Annotated in this window: 21 protein-coding genes; 7 read left to right on the top strand and 14 right to left on the bottom strand. The window is 56.0% G+C overall.

From position 1 onward, the window contains the following. Window positions 1-44 precede the first annotated feature (44 nt). Both AC3WS9_RS06500 and AC3WS9_RS06495 read right to left on the bottom strand, forming a co-directional pair. Window positions 45-494 (bottom strand): DUF2919 domain-containing protein, encoded by a 450-nt coding sequence (locus AC3WS9_RS06500; protein WP_285146831.1) that lies wholly within the window; start codon window positions 492-494, stop codon window positions 45-47. After that, complete coding sequence (locus tag AC3WS9_RS06495; RefSeq protein ID WP_047624910.1) at window positions 481-906, bottom strand: GNAT family acetyltransferase; 426 nt, start codon at window positions 904-906, stop codon at window positions 481-483. The genes AC3WS9_RS06500 and AC3WS9_RS06495 overlap by 14 nt, the downstream gene beginning before the upstream one ends. A gap of 212 nt (window positions 907-1118) precedes the next feature. Between AC3WS9_RS06495 and amiA the strand changes: the two genes are divergently transcribed. Both amiA and hemF read left to right on the top strand, forming a co-directional pair. Beyond that, entirely contained in the window at window positions 1119-1994 is an 876-nt protein-coding gene (gene amiA, locus AC3WS9_RS06490) for an N-acetylmuramoyl-L-alanine amidase AmiA (RefSeq protein WP_095282836.1), read from the top strand. Next, window positions 1991-2890: an oxygen-dependent coproporphyrinogen oxidase gene (gene hemF / locus AC3WS9_RS06485; RefSeq protein ID WP_285146832.1), complete on the top strand. Its 900-nt coding sequence runs from the start codon at window positions 1991-1993 to the stop codon at window positions 2888-2890. Before amiA ends, hemF begins: the two co-directional genes overlap by 4 nt. Window positions 2891-2978: 88 nt before the next feature. On the opposite strand, the gene maeB is transcribed toward hemF, so the two are convergent. Then, complete coding sequence (maeB, locus tag AC3WS9_RS06480) at window positions 2979-5258, bottom strand: NADP-dependent oxaloacetate-decarboxylating malate dehydrogenase (RefSeq protein WP_492487385.1); 2280 nt, start codon at window positions 5256-5258, stop codon at window positions 2979-2981. 292 nt (window positions 5259-5550) lie between these two features. Here maeB and tal point away from each other — a divergent pair, with 292 nt between their 5' ends. Continuing rightward, window positions 5551-6501: a transaldolase gene (tal, locus tag AC3WS9_RS06475; protein WP_492487383.1), complete on the top strand. Its 951-nt coding sequence runs from the start codon at window positions 5551-5553 to the stop codon at window positions 6499-6501. 19 nt (window positions 6502-6520) lie between these two features. Next, window positions 6521-8509, top strand: a complete 1989-nt coding sequence (gene tkt, locus AC3WS9_RS06470) for a transketolase (protein WP_492487381.1) — start codon at window positions 6521-6523, stop codon at window positions 8507-8509. A 43-nt stretch (window positions 8510-8552) separates the two neighbouring features. On the opposite strand, the gene AC3WS9_RS06465 is transcribed toward tkt, so the two are convergent. The 8 genes from AC3WS9_RS06465 to AC3WS9_RS06430 form a co-directional block, all read right to left on the bottom strand. Beyond that, a complete protein-coding gene (locus tag AC3WS9_RS06465; protein ID WP_492487379.1) occupies window positions 8553-9275 on the bottom strand; it encodes a fimbrial biogenesis chaperone in 723 nt (240 codons plus the stop codon). Further along, on the bottom strand, window positions 9268-9786 hold the full coding sequence (locus AC3WS9_RS06460; RefSeq protein WP_285149824.1) for a fimbrial protein: 519 nt from the start codon (window positions 9784-9786) through the stop codon (window positions 9268-9270). Before AC3WS9_RS06460 ends, AC3WS9_RS06465 begins: the two co-directional genes overlap by 8 nt. Further along, on the bottom strand, window positions 9783-10322 hold the full coding sequence (locus AC3WS9_RS06455) for a fimbrial protein (protein WP_285154409.1): 540 nt from the start codon (window positions 10320-10322) through the stop codon (window positions 9783-9785). Before AC3WS9_RS06455 ends, AC3WS9_RS06460 begins: the two co-directional genes overlap by 4 nt. A 21-nt stretch (window positions 10323-10343) precedes the next feature. Next, window positions 10344-11381 carry a fimbrial protein gene (locus tag AC3WS9_RS06450; RefSeq protein ID WP_492487376.1) on the bottom strand — a complete coding sequence of 346 codons (1038 nt, stop codon included), beginning with the start codon at window positions 11379-11381 and terminating at the stop codon, window positions 10344-10346. After that, the gene (locus AC3WS9_RS06445) at window positions 11381-13993 is read right to left on the bottom strand and encodes a fimbrial biogenesis usher protein (RefSeq protein ID WP_492487374.1); all 2613 of its coding nucleotides are present in this window, start codon (window positions 13991-13993) and stop codon (window positions 11381-11383) included. Before AC3WS9_RS06445 ends, AC3WS9_RS06450 begins: the two co-directional genes overlap by 1 nt. A 4-nt stretch (window positions 13994-13997) precedes the next feature. Beyond that, window positions 13998-14651 carry a fimbria/pilus periplasmic chaperone gene (locus tag AC3WS9_RS06440; RefSeq protein WP_285146927.1) on the bottom strand — a complete coding sequence of 218 codons (654 nt, stop codon included), beginning with the start codon at window positions 14649-14651 and terminating at the stop codon, window positions 13998-14000. A gap of 56 nt (window positions 14652-14707) precedes the next feature. Next, window positions 14708-15244: a fimbrial protein gene (locus tag AC3WS9_RS06435; RefSeq protein WP_285146840.1), complete on the bottom strand. Its 537-nt coding sequence runs from the start codon at window positions 15242-15244 to the stop codon at window positions 14708-14710. Window positions 15245-15318: 74 nt separating this feature from the next. After that, window positions 15319-15882: a fimbrial protein gene (locus AC3WS9_RS06430; protein ID WP_285146841.1), complete on the bottom strand. Its 564-nt coding sequence runs from the start codon at window positions 15880-15882 to the stop codon at window positions 15319-15321. Window positions 15883-16266: 384 nt separating this feature from the next. Here AC3WS9_RS06430 and AC3WS9_RS06425 point away from each other — a divergent pair, with 384 nt between their 5' ends. Then, window positions 16267-16953, top strand: coding sequence for a helix-turn-helix domain-containing protein (locus AC3WS9_RS06425; protein ID WP_492487372.1), 687 nt, complete (start codon window positions 16267-16269; stop codon window positions 16951-16953). A 136-nt stretch (window positions 16954-17089) separates the two neighbouring features. On the opposite strand, the gene AC3WS9_RS06420 is transcribed toward AC3WS9_RS06425, so the two are convergent. The 3 genes from AC3WS9_RS06420 to aegA all read right to left on the bottom strand — a co-directional run bounded on the left by AC3WS9_RS06420 (window position 17090) and on the right by aegA (window position 20873). Beyond that, entirely contained in the window at window positions 17090-18133 is a 1044-nt protein-coding gene (locus AC3WS9_RS06420) for a DUF1176 domain-containing protein (protein ID WP_492487370.1), read from the bottom strand. Window positions 18134-18257: 124 nt separating this feature from the next. Next, on the bottom strand, window positions 18258-18830 hold the full coding sequence (gene nudK / locus AC3WS9_RS06415; protein ID WP_285146844.1) for a GDP-mannose pyrophosphatase NudK: 573 nt from the start codon (window positions 18828-18830) through the stop codon (window positions 18258-18260). A 66-nt stretch (window positions 18831-18896) separates the two neighbouring features. Then, window positions 18897-20873 (bottom strand): formate-dependent uric acid utilization protein AegA, encoded by a 1977-nt coding sequence (aegA, locus tag AC3WS9_RS06410; RefSeq protein WP_492487368.1) that lies wholly within the window; start codon window positions 20871-20873, stop codon window positions 18897-18899. Window positions 20874-21051: 178 nt separating this feature from the next. On the opposite strand from aegA, the gene narQ reads away from it, so the two are divergent. Both narQ and acrD read left to right on the top strand, forming a co-directional pair. Beyond that, entirely contained in the window at window positions 21052-22743 is a 1692-nt protein-coding gene (gene narQ / locus AC3WS9_RS06405; protein ID WP_492487366.1) for a nitrate/nitrite two-component system sensor histidine kinase NarQ, read from the top strand. 130 nt (window positions 22744-22873) lie between these two features. Continuing rightward, complete coding sequence (gene acrD / locus AC3WS9_RS06400) at window positions 22874-25987, top strand: multidrug efflux RND transporter permease AcrD (protein WP_282495481.1); 3114 nt, start codon at window positions 22874-22876, stop codon at window positions 25985-25987. Window positions 25988-26028 lie beyond the last annotated feature (41 nt).

Raw genomic sequence — 26028 nt, 5'->3', positions numbered from 1 at the left:
TTAATTCAACGCTTGTTGGAGTGCAGCATCGATAAAAAGTGCCTTTAATCTTTTTCGATGGCGAAACTGGCGCGCAGACGAGGATGCGTCAGGAGCCACAGCAGCGCCACAATATCCGCCACCACCAGCGAAATCCCGATCCCACTCAGCGGCTCACCGAAGTACCAAAGCAGAGGCTGCCAGCACAGCAATACCACCTGCGCGAGGATCAGCAGCCAACGAAGGCTGTACCAGACACGCGGAAAATGTTGCCGCCGGCCGCTGAGCAAAAACGCCAGCACCGCGGGCACGCCGGGCAACAGCCCGAGCCAGAAGTTATCGTGGTCGGGATAGAACAGATTCAGCAGCGTATTTCCCTGATCGCGCGACGCCCCCGCCACCACAAACAGCACCCAGGTTCGTGCCTGAAGCAGAAGCACACACCAGAACAGAAAAGGCAATCTGACGCGGCCCTGGCTGTCATAGTGCGCCGGGTGAAACTCAGTATTCTTCATCTTCGATCAGGCGCTTCCCTAAATTCAGAACATCAGCATGCTCATACCCGAGCCGCTCATACATCCCTAATACCACGTCGTTGTCTTCGCGCACCATAATCTGAATCTTCGGGCAGCCACGGGCGATCAGTTTCTTTTCCAGGCGATTGAGCAGCGCATTGGCGATACCACGCCCGCGATATTCCGGGTGAACGCCGAGATAATAGGCCGAGCCGCGATGCCCGTCGTAGCCGCCCATCACCGTGCCCACCACTTCGCCGTTCACTTCCGCGACGAGGAACAGGCTGACGTCGTGATTGACCTTACGTTCGATATCCATTTCCGGATCGTTCCACGGACGCAGCAGATCGCAGCGTTCCCAAAGGGTAATGACCTCTTCGAAATCTTCCTGGCGAAAAACGCGTATCTCCATGGTATTAACCGCCTTTTTGGGTTTAAAAACAGTGATTATGGCGCGAACGCCGCCATTAGCCAATAAGCGGCGAAAAATGTCCAAAATTTTGGCATAATGTCACTCTGTCACGTATTGAAATGAAAAGTAAAACAATTCTCAACAAGGACTGTCGTAACGTAAAACGCGATACGATATAACACCAGGACCCCATTTTTTACAATTCAGGCCGCATGAGCACATTCAAACCTTTAAAAACACTCACATCGCGTCGTCAGGTACTCAAAGCGGGGCTGGCGGCCTTGACGTTAACCGGCATCGCCCAGGCGCAGGCCAAAGACGACAGCACCCTGAAAACCAGCAATGGGCACAGTAAGCCTAAGGCGAAGAAAGCGGGCGCCAAACGCGTGGTGATGCTCGATCCGGGCCACGGCGGGATCGACACCGGCGCGATTGGCCGTAACGGCTCGAAAGAGAAACATGTGGTGCTGGCGATCGCCAAAAACGTGCGGTCGATTTTACGCGCCAACGGCATCGACGCGCGCCTGACGCGCAGCGGTGATACCTTTATCCCGCTGTACGATCGCGTGGAAATTGCCCACCAGCATGGCGCGGATCTGTTTATGTCGATCCACGCCGACGGCTTTACCAATCCGAGCGCCGCGGGTGCATCGGTGTTTGCCCTCTCCAACCGCGGAGCGAGTAGCGCCATGGCGAAATACCTGTCCGATCGCGAAAACCGCGCGGACGAAGTGGCGGGCAAAAAAACCACCGATAAAGATCACCTGTTACAGCAGGTGCTGTTCGATCTGGTCCAGACCGACACCATCAAAAACAGCCTGACGCTCGGCTCGCACATCTTAAAGAAGATTAAGCCGGTGCATCGCCTGCACAGTAAAGGCACGGAGCAGGCGGCATTTGTGGTCCTCAAATCGCCGTCGATCCCGTCCGTGCTGGTGGAAACCTCATTCATTACTAACCCGGACGAAGAGCGTCTGCTCGGCACCACGGCGTTTCGTCAGAAAATCGCCAACGCCATCGCCTCCGGGGTGATCAGTTATTTCAACTGGTTTGATAATCAAAAAGCGCATTCGTCGAGACGTAAATGAAACCGAACTCTCAGCAGGTCAAAGCGTTTCTGCTGCACCTGCAGGATCAGATTTGCCAGCAGCTGGCTGCCGTCGACGGTGGCGAATTTCAGGAAGATAACTGGCAGCGCGAAGCCGGTGGCGGCGGGCGCAGCCGCGTGCTGCGTAACGGCGGCGTGTTTGAGCAGGCAGGCGTTAACTTTTCTCACGTCCACGGTGACGCGATGCCTGCGTCTGCCACCGCGCATCGCCCGGAGCTCGCCGGACGCAGCTTCGAAGCGATGGGCGTGTCGCTGGTCGTGCATCCGCACAGCCCGTTTGTGCCCACCAGCCACGCCAACGTGCGCTTTTTCATCGCCGAGAAACCGGGTGCCGATCCGGTGTGGTGGTTTGGCGGCGGCTTCGATTTAACGCCTTATTACGGATTCGAAGAGGACGCCGTCCACTGGCATCGCACCGCGCGCGATATTTGTCAGCCGTTTGGCGAGGACGTTTATCCGAAGTACAAAAAGTGGTGCGACGACTATTTCTACCTCAAGCATCGGGACGAACAGCGCGGGATTGGCGGGCTGTTCTTCGACGATCTGAATACGCCGGATTTTGACACCGCGTTTGCCTTTATGCAGGCGGTGGGTAAAGGCTATACGGATGCGTATCTGCCGATCGTTGAACGACGCAAAGACACCGATTACGGTGTGCGCGAGCGCGAGTTCCAGCTTTATCGTCGCGGGCGGTATGTGGAGTTCAACCTGGTGTGGGATCGCGGGACGTTGTTTGGCCTGCAGACCGGCGGGCGCACGGAGTCGATTCTGATGTCGATGCCGCCGCTGGTGCGCTGGGAATACAATTTCGAGCCAAAAGAAGGCAGCCCGGAGGCTGCCTTGAGTGAGTTTCTGAAAGTTCGCGACTGGGTTTAACGCCGGGCGGCGCTTCGCTTGCACCGGCCTACAGGTTTTGTAGGTCGGGTAAGCGCAGCGCCACCCGACACCACAGACGACGCCTCTCTTACAACGGCTGCGTCTGCGCCTCAACCACCGCTAATGCGACCATATTGACGATACGACGCACGGACGCAATCGGCGTTAACACATGCACCGGTTTCGCCACACCCATCAGCACCGGCCCAACGGTCACCCCTTCCGAACTCGACACACGCAGCAGGTTATAGCTGATACGCGCCGCTTCCACGTTCGGCATAATCAGCACGTTCGCCGAGCCTTTCAGCGGGCTGTCCGGCATCCGCTCGTTACGGATACTCTCCACCAGCGCCGCATCGCCGTGCATCTCACCGTCAATCATCAGCTCTGGCGCGCGCTCACGTACCAGCTCCAGGGTATGACGCATTTTGCAGGCCGCGGCTGATTTGGATGAGCCAAAGTTAGAGTGCGACAGCAGCGCCACCTTTGGTTCGATACCGAAACGACGAACCGTTTCCGCCGCCATCACCGTGATCTCCGCCAGCTCTTCCGGCGTCGGATCGTCGTTGACGTAAGTATCGGCGATAAAGGTGTTGCCGCTTGGCAGCAGCAGCGCGTTCATCGCCCCCGCCGTATGCACGCCGTCGCGATAGCCGAAGATCTCCTGCACCACGCTAAAGTGCTCGTGATAATCCCCCACCGTTCCGCAAATCAGCGCGTCGGCTTCCCCACGATGAACCATGATCGCCCCGATCACCGTGGTGTTGCTGATGACCGCTTTCTGCGCCTGCTCCTGGGTTACCCCGCGGCGTTTCATGATCGCGTAGTACTCGCTCCAGTACTCTTTAAAACGCGGATCCGATTCGTTGTTGACGATCTCAAAATCCACGCCCGGCTTAATCTGCAGGCCGAGTTTCTGGATACGCATCTCGATCACGCTCGGACGACCAATCAGGATCGGTTTCGCCAGACCTAAGGTGATCAGCTCCTGCGTCGCATGCAGCACGCGCGCCTCTTCGCCTTCGGCCAGCACCACGCGTTTTGCGTCGGCACGCGCCTGGGAGAAGATCGGCTTCATGAACAGGTTGGTTTTGTAGACGAACTCGGTCAGCTTATCGATGTAGGCGTCAAAGTCTTCAATCGGACGCGTCGCCACGCCGGAATCCATCGCCGCTTTCGCCACGGCTGGCGCGATTTTGACGATCAGGCGCGGATCGAACGGTTTCGGAATGATGTAGTCCGGGCCAAAGCTCAGATCCTGATCGCCATACGCCGAGGCCACCACTTCGCTCTGCTCCGCATGGGCCAGCTCGGCAATGGCGTGGACCGCCGCCAGTTTCATCTCTTCGTTGATCGCCGTCGCACCCACGTCCAGCGCGCCGCGGAAGATGAACGGGAAGCACAGGACGTTGTTGACCTGGTTTGGGTAATCGGAACGTCCGGTACAGATAATCGCATCTTCACGCACGGATTTTGCCAACGGCGGCAGGATTTCCGGCTCCGGGTTCGCCAGCGCCAGAATCATTGGCGCGCGCGCCATTTTCTTGACCATCTCCGGGGTCAGCACTTTCGGGCCGGAGCAGCCGAGGAAGATATCCGCCCCGTCGATCACGTCGTCTAGCGAGCGTTTGCCGTCGTCCTCTACCGCGTAAGCGGCTTTGGTTTCCGCCATGTTCGGCTCGCGGTCTTTGTAGATAACCCCTTTCGAATCGCACACCACGATGTTGTGCTTCTGCATGCCGAGCGCCACCAGCAGGTTCATACAGGCGATCGCCGCCGCACCCGCACCGGAGACCACCATGCGCACATCGGAGAGGTTTTTTTCGACCACGCGCAGGCCGTTCAGAATGGCCGCGGTACTGATGATCGCCGTCCCGTGCTGGTCATCGTGGAACACCGGAATGTTCATACGTTCACGCAGTTTCTGCTCAATGTAGAAACATTCCGGCGCTTTGATGTCTTCGAGGTTAATGCCGCCAAACGTCGGCTCCAGTGCGGCCACGACGTTGATGAATTTGTCCGGGTCCAGCTCATCCACTTCAATATCAAACACATCGATACCGGCGAATTTCTTGAACAGTACGCCCTTCCCTTCCATCACCGGTTTACCGGCCAGTGCGCCGATATTGCCCAGCCCCAGCACCGCGGTGCCGTTGGAAATCACCGCCACCAGGTTGCCGCGCGCAGTGTATTTGTACGCGGCCAGCGGATCTTTTTCGATCTCAAGGCACGGCGCGGCGACGCCCGGTGAATAGGCCAGCGCCAGGTCGCGCTGGGTGGCGAGTGGCTTGGTGGGGGAAACCTGGATTTTGCCCGGTACAGGGAATTGATGAAAATCGAGGGCACTCTGTCTTAACTGATCATCCATCTTATTGTTCCTTTCACGTATCGATCAAAAAGGGTGGCGTACTCACGTTCCTGATGCTCACCCTGGAGTGGCGCTTAGTATCGCCCCTGCGGGCGGCGCAAACTTTGAAGGCTGCCAAAGTCTCACCATCGCGGAGCAAAATTTGTTATCAATTTATAACAGCCATGTTACCCACTCCCGAAAGCAATGCCTTCCCCGTCTGCTATGCTTTTTTGTTAAGTACGTCATGTATTTCGCAGAAGTGTGAACCAACGCACTCGCCTGAGTCCTTTATTTCTAAGGAGTTATTTTCATGAACCAATTAGACGGCATCAAAAAATTCACCACGGTTGTCGCCGACAGCGGCGATATCGAGTCCATCCGCCACTACCAGCCAGAGGACGCGACCACCAACCCGTCGCTGCTGCTGAAGGCGGCGGGCCTCGACCACTTCAGCCACCTGATCGACGACGCCATCGCCTACGGTAAACAGCGCGGTAAAACGCAGGAGCAGAAGGTGGCGGAGGCCAGCGACAAACTGGCGGTCAATATCGGTGCGGAAATTCTGAAAAGTATTCCCGGCCGCGTTTCGACGGAGGTGGACGCGCGTCTCTCCTTCGACAAAGAAAAGAGCATCGCCAAAGCGCGCCGCCTGGTCGACCTGTACCAGGAGCAGGACATCGATAAATCGCGCATTCTGATCAAGCTCGCCTCTACCTGGGAGGGTATCCGCGCCGCCGAAGTGCTGGAAAAAGAGGGGATCAACTGCAACCTGACGCTGCTGTTCTCCTTTGCCCAGGCGCGCGCCTGCGCCGAAGCCGGCGTGTTCCTCGTCTCGCCGTTTGTCGGGCGTATCTACGACTGGTATCAGGCAAAACAGCCGATGGACCCGTACGTGGTGGACGAAGATCCGGGCGTGAAATCGGTGCGCAATATCTACGATTACTTTAAGCAGCACCGCTACGACACCATCGTGATGGGTGCCAGCTTCCGCCGCACCGAGCAGATCCTCGCTCTGGCGGGCTGCGACCGTCTGACCATCTCGCCCAATCTGCTGAAAGATCTGCAGGACAAAGAAGAGCCGGTGGTGCGCAAGCTGATCCCAACTTCTACCGTCCTGCCAAAACCAAAGCCGCTGACCGAAGCCGAGTTCCGCTGGGAACATAATCAGGACGCGATGGCCGTGGATAAACTGGCCGAAGGCATTCGCCTGTTCGCCGTTGACCAGCGCAAACTGGAAGATCTTCTCGCCGCCAAACTTTAATCATGCCATGGAGTGAATTATGTCCCGTAAAGAGCTAGCCAATGCCATTCGCGCCCTCAGCATGGATGCGGTACAAAAAGCCAATTCCGGCCACCCGGGCGCGCCGATGGGCATGGCCGATATCGCCGAAGTGCTGTGGAATGACTTTCTGAAGCACAACCCGACCGACCCGACCTGGTATGACCGTGACCGCTTTATCCTCTCCAACGGCCACGCCTCGATGCTGCTTTACAGCCTGCTGCATCTCTCCGGCTACGACCTGCCGTTAGAGGAGCTGAAAAACTTCCGTCAGCTGCACTCCAAAACGCCGGGCCACCCGGAGCTGGGCTATACGCCGGGCGTCGAAACCACCACCGGCCCGCTCGGCCAGGGGCTGGCGAACGCGGTGGGACTGGCGATTGCCGAACGCACGCTGGGCGCGCAGTTTAACCGCCCGGACCATGAGATTGTCGATCACTTCACCTACGTGTTTATGGGCGACGGCTGTCTGATGGAGGGGATTTCCCACGAGGTCAGCTCGCTGGCGGGGACGCTGGGACTCGGCAAACTGATCGGTTTTTACGATCACAACGGCATCTCCATCGACGGGGAAACCGACGGCTGGTTTACCGACGATACGGCAAAACGCTTCGAGGCCTATCACTGGCACGTGGTGCATGAAATCGACGGCCACGACCCGGAAGCGATAAAGAAAGCGATTCTTGAAGCCCAGAGCGTGACGGACAAACCGTCGCTGATTATCTGTCGCACGGTGATCGGCTTCGGCTCGCCAAACAAAGCGGGTAAAGAAGAGGCCCACGGCGCGGCGCTGGGCGAAGAGGAAGTGGCCTTGACGCGGCAGAAACTGGGCTGGAAATATCCGGCCTTTGAGATCCCGAAAGAGATCTACAAAGCCTGGGATGCGCGCGAGGACGGCGAGAAAGCGCAGCAGGCGTGGAACGAAAAATTCAGTGCCTACAAAAAAGCGCATCCCGATCTGGCAGCAGAGTTTTCCCGCCGTATGAGCGGAGAACTACCGCAAGAGTGGGAAGCGAAAACGCAGGCGTTGATCGAAGATTTACAGGCGAATCCGGCGAAAATCGCCACCCGTAAAGCCTCGCAAAACACCCTCAACGTCATCGGCCCCATCCTGCCCGAACTGTTGGGCGGCTCGGCGGATCTGGCCCCGAGTAACCTGACGATCTGGTCCGGCTCGAAATCGCTGAAAGAGGATATCTCCGGGAACTACATCCACTACGGCGTGCGTGAGTTCGGCATGACTGCAATTGCTAACGGTCTCGCCCATCACGGCGGATTTGTCCCTTATACCGCCACCTTCCTGATGTTTGTCGAGTATGCCCGCAACGCGGCGCGTATGGCGGCGCTGATGAAGGCGCGGCAGATTATGGTTTATACCCACGACTCCATCGGTCTTGGCGAAGATGGGCCAACGCACCAGGCGGTGGAACAGCTCGCGAGCCTGCGCCTGACGCCAAACTTCAGCACCTGGCGGCCGTGCGATCAGGTCGAGGCGGCGGTCGGCTGGAAGCTGGCGGTAGAGCGCCACACCGGCCCGACGGCGCTGATCCTCTCGCGGCAGAACCTGGCGCAGATCGAGCGCTCGCCGGAGCAGGTCAAGAATATCGCCCGCGGCGGGTATATCCTGAAAGACAGCGGCGGCAAGCCGGATGTGATTTTGATTGCCACCGGATCCGAGATTGAAATCACCGTAAAAGCGGCGGAGAAACTGACCGCCGAAGGGCACGCCGTGCGCGTGGTGTCTCTGCCTTCAACGGATATTTTTGATGCGCAGGATGAGGCGTATCGCGAATCAGTGCTGCCGTCGAACGTGGCGGCACGCGTGGCCGTCGAGGCGGGGATTGCCGACTACTGGTACAAATACGTCGGTCTGAAAGGGGCGATTGTCGGAATGACGGGATACGGTGAATCGGCCCCTGCCGATAAGTTGTTCCCGTATTTTGGCTTCACGGTTGAGAACGTGGTTGAGAAGGCGTTAGGCGTGATGTAGTGCGCCTTGTTGTGCTCCCCTCTTCCAGAGGAGAGGGGAGCGTTCAGCGCTCATCTTCCCTGGTTTTCTCCATCTGCTGGGGGAGAAGGTTGGGATGAGAGCGGGCCACTGAGGTTTTACGGACTGGCATTAAAGCGGCGTAATCATTCAGACTTTGCCATTGCACCTGGCAGGAAGCGCTTTCGTGGCACCCCGGCACTTTTAGCGAACTAAAGGGGGCGACCATATTCCTTTGTTCTACAGGCTGGTCATTAATTTTAAGCTGACTGAGCGTAACAAAATAGGGCGTAGGATTACTGACCTGTAGCGCCCCATCATTCATTTCCCACTGCAATTTCTGATAGGCCAAATCAGCCCCTTCATTTAACCCCGCAGGACGATAAAAGAGTTTCATCCGAGACTTTACCGCAATTTGCAGACTGTTGGCCTCTGGTCTGCCCGCCGGAATTGCCGCAATGGTCAGGTAAAACAGGCTTTCACGATCGGCGGGTAAAATGCCACCAGTGCGAATGATACGGATCTTTCCGGCATGTCCGCCGCCGACCATCATCAGCGGCGGCGTGGCGACAAAAATCGTGTTCCCCTGAAGTGGGCTGATTTTGGTCTGTACCAGAAAGTCCGTTGTCGCCGTGTTGTTCATATCAACAGTGAGAGACTCCGCTGCCTCCGGAAAAATAAACCGCGTGCCGTTAATCACGATTCCCGCGTGGACGGTGAAACTGCAAAATAAAGCCAGTACCGGGAAGCCTTTGTTCATTTTATTCATAGGTCATGTTGAAGGTGACGGTGGCAGAGGCGGGGCCAGCGGTCACTTTTGTGCTGTAGGAAGTGAACTGCGCGTAAAAATTTAACGTCGCCGTTGTGGCTCCGGCCTTAACAGGGTAGGAGTGGCTGGTGCTGTTAACGGCGATAGTGGATTTTGTATCGTCCAGAATCTTCACGCCCAGGCCGGTGGCCGTGCCCGGCGCGGAGTCCAGGGCTACCAGCGGACTGCCTTTCACCGCGGCAATGCCGGTGAATGTGACGGTCACGTTGCTGACCGCTGAGCAATCCTTAACCCCAAGGGAGAACGGAATGAGATCGCTGCTATCGCCGGACGCTGTAAAGGCGGTGGAATAGACTTCGCCCAGAGTGACTTTAAGATCGCTGGTGGTTACCGCACAGGTCACCGTATGAATATCACCCGTGATATTCACCTTGCCGTCGTAGGCAACGGTTACAGGGGGGGTGAGGATCGTCAACAGACAAAAAGAGAGCGGCCCGATGTGATTCATCATGGATACTCCACCGAAAAATAAAGTACAGCAGTTGCGTTTCCCGGTGTCACTGTCGCCAGAGTGGACTTGTAGCGCAGGGAAAAATTAAGTGTATTGTCGCCGCTTTTTAAAGCGTAATTCAGCGGCGATGAACTGTTAATGGCAACAGGCTTCTTATCTTTATCCAGCACCTGGACAGCGACCCCCGATGCTATATTCCCGCCCCCGCTGGTGTCCGTTAATGAAAGCAGCGTCGGGTCTGAGCCGGTTGTGCCCGTGAATAAAATGCCGGCATTTTTAATCATTGATGAGCATTTTTTTAATACGATTGTAAAAGGCGCATCAACGCTGACGCTGCCCACTGATTTAAAATCTGTGGTGGCAAATGAACCAATATGGACAGTCTGGTTTTTACTGTTGGTATCGATGTCACAGGTGCTGTCCACAATGGTACCCGTCATTGTCAGGTTGATTTGTGCTAAATCTGCGTACGCGGGACAGGCCAGCATCGGTGAAATAAAAAATAGTCCCGCGAAAACGCTAATGATTTTTTTCATAAGTAAACCTTTAACTCTTCATCAGGCATAGTCAACACGGATATAAGCTTGAGCGGTGAATTTTCCTAAGCCTGGAATTTTACCGGTGGTGCTGACGGGCGTGGCTTTAAATGTCACCGTAGCTTCAGCATTTCCATCCAGATGAAATGGAATTAGACCTGAATTTGGGAGGGTCAGTTTGCCATTGGTATCCATCATAATGACCCCGATGTCAGAGTTATTCGTTTTAATTGCACTGGCGTAGTCTGGAGACGCGTCCGCCTGAAAGCGCACTGTCAGATTGGCATAGGCATCAACGTTGGTGCATTTAATGGCCGTGCTGATTGTTTTAGGCGAATAGCCAGTCGGAGCTTGTGTTTTGGTGGTAAAATTCGCTGCGGGGATATTGCCAAAATTAACCGTCACCATCTGACCCGCGTTAATAACACACTTTTGCGGTGCCGTTATTATGCCTGCCATATAAACGGAAGCCATAGGGGTAGTTCCATAATTGCCGCTCACACGGGTGGCGTAAATATCAACAAGTTTTTCATCGATAATGACTGTTTCACCAATAAAAGCTTTGGCAATATAGAGCGATAGCTTCCCCTCGGAGCCTGTGGTCCACTGATGAACACTGTGAGCTACATAGCATGGCTCAGTCCAGTGGTTAGCAACATTATTCCATGGGATGGGAACGAAATTCTGGCTATCACCATTAACTAAAAGAATATCCATAGAAAATTCAAGGTATTCATTGAGTTTATAAAAGCCAGAGGCATGCCCATTAGCCAGAGAAGTTATCGTTTTATATTTTACATCAGTCATACCACCCCCGGTGCATTCGCAGTAACCTTGATAGTTATCGCCACTGTGCCAGTGGTAAACGTTCTGAATAAATACACCGGGGTGATTATTATTTATATCCGTTATTGCATAGGTACCAAAATTATAATGAAATTGATGTGTTGAGGGGGAGGGGTAACAGGGACCTTCGCTTGCCCAGACATTATCGATGCTACCGATCAATAAAATAGCGCCAAATAAAAACCGCAGAAAAATAACAGAAAAGACTCTCATTACTGGCACCTCAGGGTAAACAGACTAATCGGTTTATTCATTTCACTCTCGGCAAGCCGGTATGTCGCTTTGCACTGTTCTTTAACGTCATCCCCCCACTGGACGGTTAATTCCCCGGTCAATGGCAGTCCCATCAAATAGGCCTGGCCGTCGTCGCCGACGAGGGTCGAGTTGCCGCCGTCACTGCGGCTGACGGTGGCACCAAACGGCACCGGTTTGTTGTTGTGCATTAGCGTCACCATTGCCCGCAGGCCGGTGTGGGCTGCGAAATTCGCCACCACCAGCGCGCCTTCGCTTGGCACCACGTCAACGACGGCATTGTCGATATCCACTTTATCGCCCAGCGTATCGGTATTGAGCGCGATGCGGTTCTGGCGGTAGGTGGTGGCATACGGCACGACGGCATAGCCGCGCCAGTCGGTTTTGACCCCGGTGCTGTTTTCAATATCCACACCCGAGGCACCCGGCGCTTTAATGAGCACATTGGTGCTGCCGAGCGGCTGGCTCAGGGTAATGCCGTTGGCATGGGCGACGATCCCCCCACTCAGGCCGTAGTTCACCTGCTGGTAGCCTGCGCCGTAGTTGTAGCCGATGTTGCCGTTGCCGAGTCCGCCCTGATAGTTCAGCGACGCGTTACCGCTGGTGCCATCGCCCTGATTGGCGTAGCCCTGCTGCACCGTGTAGCTGAGGTTGTTGTCGCTGAGCAGCGTGCCGCTTACGCCCGCCGACTGGGTCATTTTGCCGTGGTTATCGGTACTGTTGCTGTAGGTGGCGTAAGCGTTATTGAGAGGGTTGCTCACGTCGCTGTTATCGCCAGAGGCAAGCCATTTTCCGAGCGGCAGCGAGATGCCCAACGCAAACTGCTGGTCGGCCTGCGGCTGGCCCATCGCTTTGTTGTAGCTGTAGCTCAGGTTAAAGCTGACGTCATTCAGGTTACCGCTGTAGCCCACCTGCCACAGATTGTCGGTTTCGTCAGTATTCCAGTAGCTTTGCTGGCTACCAGTGACATACACCGACCCGTTGCTGCCGACCTGCTGCGAAATGTTGATCTGTATTTTGCCGCGTTTGCTGTAGTAGAGGTCGTAATAGTCCGTCCAGTCCGGCTCGACGTCTTTTTTGCCGTCCTGGGTGTCGATGGTATAGCCGCTCATCTGGGTGTAGGTGGTGTCATCCAGGGTATAAAAGCCCTGCGTCGAATAGCGATAGCCGAGCAGCTGGAAGTTGGTGCCCGTCGAGTTCAGCGACTTGGCGTACAGAAAGCGCAATGATTGCCCGCTGTGTTTGCTGTCGTCGGCAAGCGTACTGTTGGCCTGGGTCAGGTCGGCTGAAAACGCGCCGATATCGCCGAGGTTCAGCCCGAGCCCGAGGCTCTCCGCCTGATAGTTTTCCGAGTGCTGCATACCCCCGTAGGCCGTCATCCCGTACGGCAGCCCCCAAATGAGGGTGCCCTGGGCGAAATTCTGGTCATCCTGATCGGCGGTATTGGTGTGATACTGCCCGGCGGTCACGGCATATTTTATTCGCCCTTCGCGCTGTAACAGCGGCACAGCGGAATAAGGCACCGAGAAGGTGGTTTTGCTGCCGTCGGTTTCGGCAATTTCCACGTCCATATCGCCGCTCGATGAGGTCGGGTAGAGATCGTTGATCTCAAACGCACCCGGCGAGACGTAAGTTTGGTAGATGACGTAGCCGTTCTGTTTGACAGTCACTTTGGCGTTGCTGCGGGCGATACCGCGCACCGTTGGCGCGAAACCGCGCAGGCTGTCGGGCAACATATTGTCGTCAGAAGCTATCTGCACACCGCGAAAACCGACGCTGTCGAACACGTCTGACGGGGTATAGCTGTCGCCGACGGTCAACTCTCCCTTCAGCGGGATGATGTTGCGCTGCAGGTAGGTGCTGATGTGCTCCCAGTGGCTGGCGCTGCCGTCGCCCTGCCCCCCGTCGTAGGTGCCGGATGAATAGTCGTGCAGCCGCCACGGCCCGATGTTCAGCGTGCTTTGCAGATTGAGGTAATAACTGTTGCTGACGCTGTCGCCCCAGCTGTTACTGCCGGTGAAATCATAATTCAGCAGCAGCGCGGTGATGCCGTCGTCCCACTGTTCCGGCGGGATATAGCCGCGCGCACTCTGCTTCATCGCCGCCTGCGGCAGGCTGATATTCAGGTGCTGCTGTTCAAAATCAAAATCGGTACGAGCGTCGGGGATCATCGTCGCCAGCGGCACACAGGCATCTTCCGCCAGAGCGGCGATATCCGGAAACGCTTTCATCTCAACGCCGAGCGCGTCCAGCCGCACGCGCGTCAGGCAGGGCGCGACATCGCCCTGTTTGTTGGCAGGCGCTTTGAACTCGACGTCTTCGGTCGAGACGAACGTCCCGTTCAGATAGATATCGACGCGATATTTCCCCGGCCCGTGACCATTGCCTTTTTCAAAGCGTTTAAGGCTGGCGACCGCCGACGGATCGTCCGACAAAAAGGCAGGGTTGAAATAGTTATCCGCCCGTGTCACAGGAGAAAACACCAACGTCAACAGCACTATCTGCCGCCATCCCGGCGTACGGAGGAAGGCACGCGTCGGCGGAGTTAACGGAGTGTCCATTCTCGTTCGCATAATGCTATTCCATTATGCCTTTTTGTCCGGCGGTGTTAGCGCCAAAGTCGCTGACCGTCTGAAAGACTATCTCACCCTGAGCGTTGTCCGGAACCGGAACCGTCAGGCTCTCCTTGGGCGGCACCATGGTGTTGGGGAGTTTTTCGCCGCCGACGGTAAACTGCACCAGCGTTACGTAATAAGGGCTCGGGTTTTTAATCGACAATTGTGCGCCCACGCGATGAAAGCGCAGCAGCGCCGGTGCATCCACCGATTTAATCGGCAGATTTTTCGGCCGCACAAACAGCTTGATCCGGCTCAGCACCGCCAGCTGGAGCGTGTTTTTGCCTTTAGTGTCCGCGGCAGCTGAAGGGATAGCCTTCATATTCAGCCAGTAGACCGTTTCACGGTCGGCAGGCAGGTTTTTCGCGCTGATATACATTACCCGCAGAGTGTTTTCTTTTTGCGGCTGAATAACAAACAGCGGCGGGGTAATTGCGAAATCCGGGCTTCTTGCGCCGTTTTCATCTTCCACCCAGCTCTGGATCAAAAACACGGCGTTGTCATCGCTGTTGTTGACCGACATGGAAACCTGGCTGCTGCCCGCCGGATAGATAAGCCGGGTGCCGCCGAGAGAGACGCCACCGGCACAGGCCGTGTGGCTGACACAGAGCATCATCGCCGTTAATGCGAAGGGCTGAATAAAACGATGAGTCAACACATTCACCTCAATAACTACGGATAGATAACGATAAAATTCGCCACCACGCTGGCATCACCGGCGACGATGCGCGCTGTGGCGCGGTATTTGGCGATAAAATGCAGGACGTTTTGGCCGTCAATCAGGGTCTTGTAAGAACGTGGAGCACTGTTGGGCACAACCAGATTGGCCTGTTCGTCATAGATCCCGAGACCGACGCCGATGGCTGAACCGGGTCCGTCAGTGATGGCGAGAACCAGAGGATCGTGGCTGTCGGTAACGCCCTGAAATGCCACCCCGGCAGACTGGCTGACGGCGGAGTTGCAGTCAGTTAAGGTCAGGGTGAAACCAATAGGATCGGCCCAACTGCCCACGCCGTTGAAGGCCTCTTTACGTACCTGGCCCATTTCGACGGTCTGGTCGCTGCTTTGGGCATTCACCGCACAGGCAGCATCTACGGCGTTGCCGTTAAAGTGGATTTGCCCTCCGGTTTCATCCGCGGCGGCGCTACAGGCGAGCAAAAGCAGGCCGACAACAGGAAACATCTGCCTGGTAAGCGTCTGAAACGGCATCTTAAGGTCCTTGAAACAGAGAATCATCACGCCGTCCCTGGCGTTTTTTTCATCCTTGAATCAGTTTTTCAGGATCAGGAGTAGGTCACGTTGAAGGTCGCGGTGGCCTGCACATCGCCTGGTTTCACCGTGGTGCCGGTGGTGATGTAATCCGCAGAGAAGACCAGTGAGTTTTCACCATTAATCAGCGCATAGGCTGGAGACGCCGTTCCCAGAGCCAGAGCTTTACCGACATTGTCATACAGCTGAATGCCAATACCCACGGCTGAACCCGCACCGGCGGTATTGTCGAGAGCGGTAGGCATAGCTGCAGGGGCGTTACCGCTGAAGGTGATGGCGGCATTTTTGGAGACAGTGGTGTCACAGTCGGACAGCTTGATGGTGAATGGGCGTTTCTGATTCGCCGCGGTACCCGGTGCAACTTTGCCGTCTGCACCTGCAAATTTCGCGGTACGAACCTGGCCCATATCGACGTTAAAATCGACGGAGTCTTCGTCCACTGAACAAGCGGCATCGACAACGGTACCGTTAAAATGCACCTGACCACCGGTCACTGAGGTGCCCGCTGCCAGCGCAGAACCTGATAAAGCCAAAAGGGTTGCTGCGAATAAAGTGTTCAGTTTTTGTGAACTAGTCATGTATATCGTCCTTTATTATTTAAATAAGCTATCTACTAATAGCCCTAAAAATTGTTAAACCATTGTTCGTGCTCACAAATAATTCGTCACATGAACACCAGGGAATTCATGATATTTTGGCATGACGAGGTATTTGTTACGCCGATAATTATGCAGATTTTTATTTTCTATCAAATAGAAAATTTAAACCATTTTTGTACAGCACCCCGTCCAATTATAGACACTTCACCCTACATTTATAGATACTTTGTTATAAGTGAATGAAGCGTTTAAAATAATCTGTATTTATACGACAGCCAAAATATTGAATCATTCTATATTGCTTATTTTAGCAGAGGTTTTACCTGACATTGTAATTTTAGAAACTGTTATCTGGAGAGAGTAATGAAATCGGCATTACATAATTGCGTTTCCGTTTATCAAGATCCCTGCTTTAACCTGGAAAAACCTGTAGCAGAGGTGGAACGAATCATTGAGAAGTTACTTCCAGCCGCGACTCCGGTCTTCATGCAGGAAGGTGGAGGTGTTATCAACCTGAAACTTCTCAATAAAAATAAGGGCGGGCTTTCGGTCATTTTGTTATTAAAGGGAAAAATGAATTTTATCAGAAAGTCCTCAGGAGGAATACTCTTTGGCACTGCAGAGGGTCCATCTGTATTTGGATTGTTGGGTTCCAGCTTTAAAGAAGAAGTTTTCAAATATGTCGCCGTGGGTGACTGTAATATCTATGCCCTGCCCAGGGATATGGCAATTGATATAATTAACGCTCACAATCTGCTCCGTGATGTTCTTAACTATCATGCTTATATTTCTGATATGGAAGTAAGGTACAGTAATCGCCTCATCAATCAAACTCCCTATGGAATTGTGTGTGCGATTCTCTGCGAACTTGCTGCATTACCTGAATCAATACGATTAAAAACAGGTATTGCTAAATTTATCATTGAAAGAAGTCATATAAGCCGCAGCACGATGATGAAAATTCTGGCTGACTTGCGTGATGGAGGGTATGTGGATATCCAGTATGGAAAACTGATAAGAATTATAAAGAATTTCCCGAAATTTTATTGAGTCTATCGTAAAGCAGTTAGAGACTATAATTAAAATCGTGCAATTGCCTGTTTTTGATATGTTCACTCCAACAACACATACAGGCAAATTATGGATGAAACCGAGCTGAGCATACCCCATGACCGCGGCAAAAACGTTACCGCGTGATCCACAGCGTCGGCCACGCGTCTGGCCCGTGCCAGTTGTCGCAGCTCGGCTCTTCCGCGTACCGCACCAGACGGAAACGCTGGCCGTCAAAACGCCAGCGCGTCTGGATCCCGCAGTCGCCCATTCCTCGCCCTAATGCCAGGGTCGTCAGCTCGCGGGTTTTCTCGTCAAAGCGGGCGTTCATCAGCTCCATTTCGCTGCTCTCGCTCGACGAGACAAACGGCAGGCGCAGCCGCACGGTTCGGGCGGCGAACGGTTTTTTACGCGACACCAGCCACGCCAGATCCACCGTATTGTAAGCCCCTGCTTCACAGCTGATCATCAGCAGCGCTTTGTCATCCGTTAAGGCCGTCACCCGCACTTCGCGGCGGTTAGGGTCCAGCGAGCACTGGCTGTTGTTCATCCGCCAGCTGCCGTAATCCAGCAGATCGTTGAGCTCTTCATGCGTCAGGGGCGTCGGCGTCGGGTTGACCACCGCCACCTCTTTCAGCGCCGGGGCCGGCGGCACGCTGAGCGGCGGTTCGTCGCCCTTTTTAATCCACGCGGTTTCACTACCCACACGCTTTTGCTGGGCATCAATGAACAGCAACGCCGCCTTGAGCCCCGCCAGCGAGATAATCTGTTTGCCGCCTCTCAGCGTCAACGCCTCCCCTTCCTGAATGGTTTTCAGGAATGCGGCGATGGTCGCGGTATCGTCAGTCACCAGATGCCACGGCGTAATTTTCCAGTGCAGCGCATCCAGCGTCAGGGGCTGACCATCGAGCAGCAGGCGAGTCGCGATGGGCGCTTCTTTCACCGGCGACGCTTCCAGCCCGCCCAAATCAATGCGCAGATTGGCGTCGGTTTTAGCCCCCGCGCTGCGGCTTAAGGTCATCACCAGCCCCTGATGCTCACCGGTATTGCGCGCAACGCAAAAGTTCTGGTTGTTGCAGGTCACCTGCCAGTCGGAAAACGCTTGCTGTGCAGGTGCCGCCCAGGCCAGAGGCACAGACAGTACGCTGAAGAAGAAAATAAGAAGAATGCTGTGGCGCATGAAAGGCACAATCCCGGAAACAGAAACTCGAAAACTGGCGGTATGTTCGTTTCGTTGCCGGGATTGCTCAATCGGATTTATCGGATAGATTTATCTGAAAGACAATTTACCGATAGTTTATTAATCAAGACATTAGCCCAGAGAGCTGTAAATACTGGAGCAGTATCAACGTCTTACCATCGCGAATTTCGCCGGTTTTGACCATCTCCAGCGCCTGAGTGAAAGGAATTTCCAGCACGTCGATGGCTTCGTCCTCGACGCCGCCACCCGCATGGCTGCGCTGTGCGTCGGTGTATTCGGCGATGAAGAAGTGAATGAGTTCCGTCACGCCGCCAGGGGACATGTACAGCTCGAACAGTTTAGTGACTTGCCCCACCTCAAAGCCCGTCTCTTCGATGGCCTCTTTGCGGATGCACACTTCTGGCTCGTCGTTATCCAGCAGACCGGCGCAGGTTTCGATCAGGCGCCCGTCGGCGTTGCCATTCACCCAGGTCGCGACGCGGAACTGGCGGATCAGTACGACGGTTTGTTTTTCACGGCTGTATAAGAGGATGGTGGCGCCATTGCCGCGGTCGTAGACCTCGCGCTTGTGGCGGACCACTTCGCCTTTGTGAGTTAAATCGTAGGTAATGTTGCGCAGGACGAAATAATTTTCAGAGAGGATTTTATCTTTGATGATCTCAATTTTCAGGCTCATACGGGCTCCAGGACGTAATGAGTGATTCATAGTACGCCCTGAAATCCGCTTTGTCGCCCCGCTGATTTAATGAATTTTGGGCTGTTTTATGTGCAGCCAGTCCATCATCCCCTGCGCGGCGTGCCGCCCTTCGGCCATCGCCGTGACCACCAGATCCGCCCCGCGCACGGCGTCGCCTCCGGCAAAGATTTGCGGATGGCTGGTCTGATAACGATAGCGGCTCTCGACGCTCGCCACGATGCGCCCCCAGTCATCGACATTCACGCCCTGCGCCTGTAGCCACGGCATCGAATGCGGGTTAAAACCAAACGCCATGATCACCGCGTCGGCGGGCATCACAAACTCGCTGCCTTCGACGGGGACCGGACGGCGACGCCCCTGCGCATCGGGCTCCCCGAGCGCGGTGCGCAGCAGGCGAATGCCGTTGACCTGACCCGCCTCGTCCAGCACCAGTTCGACGGGCTGCACGTTAAACTCAAAGTGCGCCCCCTCCTCTTTGGCGTTTTTGACCTCTTTTTTGGAACCCGGCATGTTGGCCTCGTCCCGGCGATAGGCACAGGTGACGTTAGCCGCCTGATGGCGCAGCGCGGTGCGCACGCAGTCCATCGCCGTATCTCCGCCGCCGAGCACCACCACGTTTAACCCGGCGACGTCGATAAAGGGCTCGGCGTCCAGGGACGGGAGCCCCATCAGATGACGGGTATTGGCGACCAGGAACGGCAAAGCGTCGTACACGCCGGGCGAGTCTTCGTGCGGAATACCCGCTTTCATCGAGCGGTAGGTTCCCACGCCGATAAACACCGCGTCGTAATCGTTCAACAGCTGGGACATCGGCAGATCTTTACCCACTTCGCAGTTCAGTTCGAACTGAATCCCCATCGCGGTGAATATCTCCCGGCGGCGCGCCAGCAAGGATTTATCCAGTTTGAAGGCCGGAATGCCGAAGGTGAGGAGCCCGCCAATTTCCGGGTGCCGGTCGTAGACCGTCACACTCACGCCGTGCCGAATCAGCCGGTCCGCGCACGCCAGCCCCGCCGGACCGGCGCCAATAATCGCAATACGCTTATCGACAGGCATGACTCCGCTCATATCGGGCCGCCAGCCTTTGGCCAGCGCCTGGTCGGAGATGTAGCGCTCGATGTTGCCGATGGTCACCGCGCCGGATTCATCGCGCAGGGTGCAGGCACCTTCGCACAGACGGTCCTGCGGGCAGACGCGCCCGGTGATCTCCGGCAGGCAGTTGGTCTGATGGGACAATTCAACCGCCGCGTCGATATCTCCGGCTTTGACGCGTTCAATCCATTGGGGAATGTGGTTGTGCAGCGGACAGGTCCATTCGCAGATGGAGTGTTCGCCGCACTTCAGGCAGCGCGCCGCCTCGCGGTGCGCCTGGTCCGCGCTGAAAGGTAAATAGATTTCGTCGAAATTGTCGGCGCGCTCCTGCGGGCGGAGCTTATCCGGTTCCCCGCGCGCGTCCAGGGCCTGCATCTGCTGGATTTTGCTTTGCCGTGAGGCCGCCTCTGTTACCACGCTGTGCCACGGCTGCGCCTCCTGACAGGCCGCACGCAGACGGCGCGCTTTTGCCAGCCGATTTAGCACGTCTGGCGTAACCAGCGTCAGGGCATCTGCCGGACAATTCGCCACGCACGCGGGGCCTTGCGGCCTGCCGTGGCACAAATCGCATTTGTGCGCAGAGGCTTTGACCTGACCGTCCGCCATGGGGGCGATCACAATTTCCATCGTGCCGAACGGGCAAGCTACAGCACAGGATTTACACCCGATGCATTTTTGCTGATTCACCTGTACGCTGTCGTGGCTTTTAGCGATCGCTCCGTTCGGGCAGCTTTGCGCGCAGGGGGCGTTTTCGCAGTGGTGACAGGTGACCGCGCTGTGTCGTTTGCCCTCTTTCAGCACCGTAATGCGCGGGACAAACTGACGCTGGCTTAAGACGTGTTGCTCATCATTATGCGCCATCACGCAGGCCACTTCGCAGGCGTGACAGCCAATACATTGCAGGTTATCGGCCATAATAAAACGATTCATAAAGGCACCTGTTCTGGTAGCATTAACCCTATTTTTTATATGAATATTGACCACCCCGTCAGTCCCAGGCAATGGTCATTTGCCCAGGACGGGGGACTATTTACGACTTACCTGTGACAGATCAATTTATTTCATACCAGGTAAAATTGCGTTTCAGTAACGTTCAGGAAACCGAGTTGTGATCGTTAAACGTCCTGTATCTGGAAGCCTGGCCCAGGCTTTTATCTCGATAATTTTGCTCTCCGTGCTGACCAGCGGCATTGCGTTGATGACGCTCGCCAGCAGTCTGCGGGACGCCGAAGCCATTAATATCGCGGGTTCACTGCGCATGCAGAGCTACCGGCTGGGCTACGATCTCGAACGCAACAGCACCGCGTTTTCTGACCATCGCCTTCACTGGCAAAGCACCCTCAACTCCCCGGTACTCAAAGAGCTGGATCGCTGGTACGTGCCGGAATCGGTGAAAACCGGCTATCAGCAGCTCCAGATTGCGTGGGTGGAGATGGACCGCCATCTCGAAGCGGGGGATAAAACCTGGTATCAGGACCATATTCAGCAATATGTGGAGCGTATTGATACCTTCGTGCTCGCCCTTCAGCACTACGCGGAACATAAAATGCAGCTGGTGGTCGCCATTTCACTGGCCGGAGGCTTAGGGATTTTACTGCTGGTGATCATGACGCTGCGCGGGATCCGCCGGGAAGTGGTCGCTCCACTCAATCAGCTGGTGTACGCCAGCCAGAAAATGGAACAGGGCAATTTCGACATTCAGGCCGAGGATACGCACCTGCCCAACGAGCTGGGGCTTCTCTCGCGCACCTTCAACCACATGTCCGCCGAGCTGCATAAGCACTATCGCTCGCTTGAGAGCACCGTTGAAGAAAAAACCCGCCATCTGAATGAAGCCCACCAGCAGCTCGAAATGCTGTTCAAATGCTCGCAGGCGCTGAATGCCAGCCAGATAGACACCCATTGTTTCCGCCACATCATCCAGATCGTTCAGGAATATACCGGCATGAGCTATCTGGAACTGCAGGCCGGAGACAACTGGCAGGTGTGCGAAGGGACAAAAAAAGCCGAGCGCGAGACCTTTACCCTGCCGGTGGTGATGCAGGAGACGCGCTTTGGCGAGCTGCGCTGGCAGAGCGACAGCGTGGTGCCAGAGCCGCTGATGAAAAGCGTGGCGACAATGCTCGGGCGTGGCCTCTACTTTAATCAGGCGCAAAAACACTTCCAGCAGCTGCTGCTGATGGAGGAGCGCGCCACCATTGCCCGCGAGCTGCACGACTCCCTGGCGCAGGTGCTGTCCTACCTGCGCATTCAGCTAACGCTGCTCAAACGCGCGGTACCGGACGATAACCTCCCGGCGCAGACCATCATTACTGATTTCTCACGCGAGCTGAACAATGCCTGGCGACAGCTGCGCGAGCTGCTGACCACCTTCCGCCTGACGCTCAATCACTCCAATCTTCCGGCGGCCCTGCATGAAGCGCTCGGCGGCCTGCAAAGTCAGACCAGCGCGAAGCTGGAGCTGGACTGCCGTCTCTCGTCCCTGGCGCTGGACGCGCAAAAGCAGGTCCATCTGCTGCAAATCGTCCGTGAGGCGGTGCTGAACGCCATCAAACACGCCCAGGCGACGGTGATTACCGTCAGCTGCGTCACCGCACCAGACGGCGAGCATACGGTCTATATTCGTGATAACGGAATTGGGATCGGGGACGCGAGCGAACCGCCGGGGCACTACGGGCTGAACATCATGCGCGAGCGCGCCGAACGGTTGGGCGGCTCGCTAAGTTTCTCGCAGCCGCAGAACGGCGGAACCCAGGTGTGTATTCGTTTTCGCACGCCGGAGCCTGAGGTCGGAAAGTAAACAATACGCTGTAAATGCGCATGATAATTTACACTAACTCCTTTTTTTCTCCACGTTTGGCATCCGCCTTGCCGCTAGAGTTAAGCGGGCAATAAACAATAACGATGCAAGCTTACGAGGTCTTATTTTCATGGCGAATTTTTTCATTGATCGCCCCATTTTTGCCTGGGTGCTGGCAATTATTTTATGTCTGACCGGCACTCTCGCCATTTTGTCTTTACCTGTTGAGCAATATCCCGATCTGGCCCCGCCGAACGTGCGTATCACCGCGAACTATCCGGGTGCGTCGGCGCAAACCCTGGAAAACACCGTCACCCAGGTGATTGAACAGAACATGACCGGGCTGGATAACCTGATGTACATGTCGTCGCAGAGCAGCGCGACGGGTCAGGCGACCGTGACCCTGAGCTTTACCGCCGGCTCCGATCCCGACGAAGCAGTCCAGCAGGTGCAAAACCAGCTGCAATCGGCGATGCGTAAGCTGCCGCAGGCGGTGCAGAACCAGGGCGTGACGGTGCGTAAAACCGGCGATTCCAACATTCTGACCATCGCCTTCGTCTCCACCGACGGATCGATGGATAAGCAGGATATTTCGGATTACGTCGCGAGTAATATTCAGGACCCGCTGAGCCGTATCAACGGCGTCGGCGATATCGACGCCTATGGCTCGCAGTACTCCATGCGTATCTGGCTGGATCCGGCGAAGCTGAACAGCGTCCAGATGACCGCCACCGATGTGACCAACGCCATCAAATCTCAGAACGCGCAGATTGCTGTCGGGCAGTTGGGCGGTACGCCGTCGGTGGATAAACAGGCGCTGAACGCCACCATCAACTCCCAGTCCCTGCTCCAGACGCCGCAGCAGTTCCGCGATATCACTCTGCGGGTGAATCAGGACGGGTCCGAAGTGCGTCTTGGCGATGTCGCCACCGTCGAAATGGGCGCGGAAAAGTACGATTATCTGAGCCGGTTCAACGGCAATCAGGCGTCCGGTATCGGGGTAAAACTGGCCTCCGGCGCGAACGAGATGGCGACCGCGAAGCTGGTTATCGACCGGCTGGATGAACTCTCTCAGTACTTCCCGCATGGGCTGGAGTACAAAGTCGCCTATGAAACCACCTCTTTCGTGAAAGCCTCGATTGAGGATGTGGTCAAAACGTTGCTCGAAGCCATCGCGCTGGTGTTCCTCGTGATGTACCTGTTCCTGCAAAACTTCCGCGCCACGCTGATTCCGACTATCGCCGTTCCGGTGGTACTGCTCGGCACCTTCGCCGTGCTGTACGCCTTTGGCTACAGCATCAACACCCTGACCATGTTTGCGATGGTGCTGGCGATCGGCCTGCTGGTGGATGATGCCATCGTGGTGGTGGAGAACGTCGAGCGCATCATGACCGAAGAGGGTTTGTCGCCGCGAGAGGCGACGCGCAAATCGATGAGTCAGATTCAGGGCGCGCTGGTCGGTATCGCCATGGTGCTCTCCGCCGTTTTTGTGCCGATGGCCTTCTTCGGCGGCACCACCGGCGCAATTTACCGCCAGTTCTCGATCACCATAGTCTCGGCTATGGTGCTCTCGGTGCTGGTGGCGATGATCCTGACGCCCGCGCTCTGCGCGACGCTCCTCAAGCCACTACACAAGGGCGAACAGCACGGGCAGAAAGGCTTCTTCGGCTGGTTTAACCGCATGTTTAACCGCAATGCGGCGCGCTACGAAGCGGGGGTGGGGAAAATCCTCCACCGCAGTCTGCGCTGGATACTGATTTACGTCCTGCTGCTCGGCGGGATGGTCTTCCTGTTCCTGCGCCTGCCGACCTCATTCCTGCCGCTGGAAGACCGGGGGATGTTTATCACCTCCGTGCAGCTCCCGAGCGGCGCGACTCAGCAGCAGACGCTGAAAGTGGTGGAAAACGTCGAGTCGTACTTCTTCACCAAAGAGAAAGACAATATCGTGTCGGTGTTTTCCACCGTCGGCTCCGGCCCGGGAGGGAACGGGCAGAACGTCGCGCGTATGTTCGTGCGCCTGAAAAACTGGGACGAGCGCGACAGCAAAACCGGCTCCTCCTTCGCCATTATCGAGCGGGCCACCAAAGCCTTTAGCCACATCAAAGAGGCGCGGGTCTTTGCCAGCAGCCCGGCGGCGATCAGCGGCCTCGGCAGTTCGGCGGGCTTTGATATGGAACTGCAGGATCACGCTGGTGTCGGACACGATGCCCTGATGGCCGCACGCGATCAGCTGCTTGAGCTGGCGGGTAAAAATCCGGAGCTGACGCGCGTGCGTCACAACGGTCTGGATGACAGCCCGCAGCTGCAGGTCGATATCGATCAGCGTAAAGCGCAGGCGCTGGGCGTGTCCATCGATGACATCAACGACACGCTGCAAACCGCCTGGGGCTCCAGCTATGTGAACGACTTTATGGATCGCGGGCGCGTGAAAAAAGTTTACGTTCAGGCCGCCGCGCCTTATCGCATGCTGCCGGACGATATCAATCTCTGGTATGTGCGCAATAACTCCGGCGGCATGGTGCCGTTCTCCGCCTTCGCCAGCTCCCACTGGGAGAGCGGTTCTCCGCGACTGGAGCGTTACAACGGCTACTCCGCGCTGGAGATCGTCGGGGAAGCCGCGCCGGGTGTGAGTACCGGGACGGCGATGGACATCATGGAAAACCTGGTGCATCAGCTTCCTGCCGGGTTTGGCCTGGAGTGGACGGCGATGTCCTACCAGGAACGGTTGTCCGGTGCGCAGGCCCCTGCCCTGTACGCCGTCTCCCTGCTGGTGGTATTCCTCTGTCTGGCCGCCCTGTATGAAAGCTGGTCGGTACCGTTCTCGGTGATGCTGGTGGTGCCGCTCGGGGTGATTGGTGCCCTGCTTGCGACCTGGATGCGCGGTCTTGAGAACGATGTTTACTTCCAGGTGGGGCTGTTGACGGTGATCGGGCTATCGGCGAAGAACGCCATACTGATCGTCGAGTTTGCCAATGAGATGAATTCGAAGGGCCACGATCTGCTCTCGTCCACGCTGCACGCCTGTCGTCAGCGTCTGCGCCCCATCCTGATGACCTCGCTGGCGTTTGTGTTTGGCGTCCTGCCGATGGCGACGAGCTCCGGCGCAGGCTCCAGCAGCCAGCACGCGGTCGGGACCGGGGTGATGGGCGGGATGATCTCTGCGACCATCCTCGCCATTTACTTCGTTCCGCTGTTCTTCGTGCTGGTGCGCCAGCGCTTCCCGCTAAAAGAAAAGCCGGAGTAATCAGGCAATAAAAAAGGCGGCTTTGATAGCCGCCTTTTTAA

The organism is Lelliottia sp. EB106-05-01-XG201, from assembly GCF_058791735.1.
The sequence above is the reverse complement of the archived record's forward strand: the minus strand, read 5'-3'. Positions and strand labels throughout refer to the sequence as shown.

Coding starts and splice junctions, on each gene's coding strand:
- AC3WS9_RS06420 (WP_492487370.1), bottom strand. CDS start 18,133: ATGCGCCACAGCATTCTTCTTATTTTCTTCTTCAGCGTACTGTCTGTG.
- AC3WS9_RS06425 (WP_492487372.1), top strand. CDS start 16,267: ATGAAATCGGCATTACATAATTGCGTTTCCGTTTATCAAGATCCCTGC.
- AC3WS9_RS06435 (WP_285146840.1), bottom strand. CDS start 15,244: ATGCCGTTTCAGACGCTTACCAGGCAGATGTTTCCTGTTGTCGGCCTG.
- tkt (WP_492487381.1), top strand. CDS start 6,521: ATGTCCCGTAAAGAGCTAGCCAATGCCATTCGCGCCCTCAGCATGGAT.
- aegA (WP_492487368.1), bottom strand. CDS start 20,873: ATGAATCGTTTTATTATGGCCGATAACCTGCAATGTATTGGCTGTCAC.
- AC3WS9_RS06495 (WP_047624910.1), bottom strand. CDS start 906: ATGGAGATACGCGTTTTTCGCCAGGAAGATTTCGAAGAGGTCATTACC.
- AC3WS9_RS06460 (WP_285149824.1), bottom strand. CDS start 9,786: ATGATGAATCACATCGGGCCGCTCTCTTTTTGTCTGTTGACGATCCTC.
- AC3WS9_RS06450 (WP_492487376.1), bottom strand. CDS start 11,381: ATGAGAGTCTTTTCTGTTATTTTTCTGCGGTTTTTATTTGGCGCTATT.
- AC3WS9_RS06500 (WP_285146831.1), bottom strand. CDS start 494: ATGAAGAATACTGAGTTTCACCCGGCGCACTATGACAGCCAGGGCCGC.
- AC3WS9_RS06465 (WP_492487379.1), bottom strand. CDS start 9,275: ATGAATAAAATGAACAAAGGCTTCCCGGTACTGGCTTTATTTTGCAGT.
- acrD (WP_282495481.1), top strand. CDS start 22,874: ATGGCGAATTTTTTCATTGATCGCCCCATTTTTGCCTGGGTGCTGGCA.
- AC3WS9_RS06430 (WP_285146841.1), bottom strand. CDS start 15,882: ATGACTAGTTCACAAAAACTGAACACTTTATTCGCAGCAACCCTTTTG.
- AC3WS9_RS06455 (WP_285154409.1), bottom strand. CDS start 10,322: ATGAAAAAAATCATTAGCGTTTTCGCGGGACTATTTTTTATTTCACCG.
- amiA (WP_095282836.1), top strand. CDS start 1,119: ATGAGCACATTCAAACCTTTAAAAACACTCACATCGCGTCGTCAGGTA.
- AC3WS9_RS06440 (WP_285146927.1), bottom strand. CDS start 14,651: ATGATGCTCTGTGTCAGCCACACGGCCTGTGCCGGTGGCGTCTCTCTC.
- tal (WP_492487383.1), top strand. CDS start 5,551: ATGAACCAATTAGACGGCATCAAAAAATTCACCACGGTTGTCGCCGAC.
- AC3WS9_RS06445 (WP_492487374.1), bottom strand. CDS start 13,993: ATGCGAACGAGAATGGACACTCCGTTAACTCCGCCGACGCGTGCCTTC.
- maeB (WP_492487385.1), bottom strand. CDS start 5,258: ATGGATGATCAGTTAAGACAGAGTGCCCTCGATTTTCATCAATTCCCT.
- nudK (WP_285146844.1), bottom strand. CDS start 18,830: ATGAGCCTGAAAATTGAGATCATCAAAGATAAAATCCTCTCTGAAAAT.
- hemF (WP_285146832.1), top strand. CDS start 1,991: ATGAAACCGAACTCTCAGCAGGTCAAAGCGTTTCTGCTGCACCTGCAG.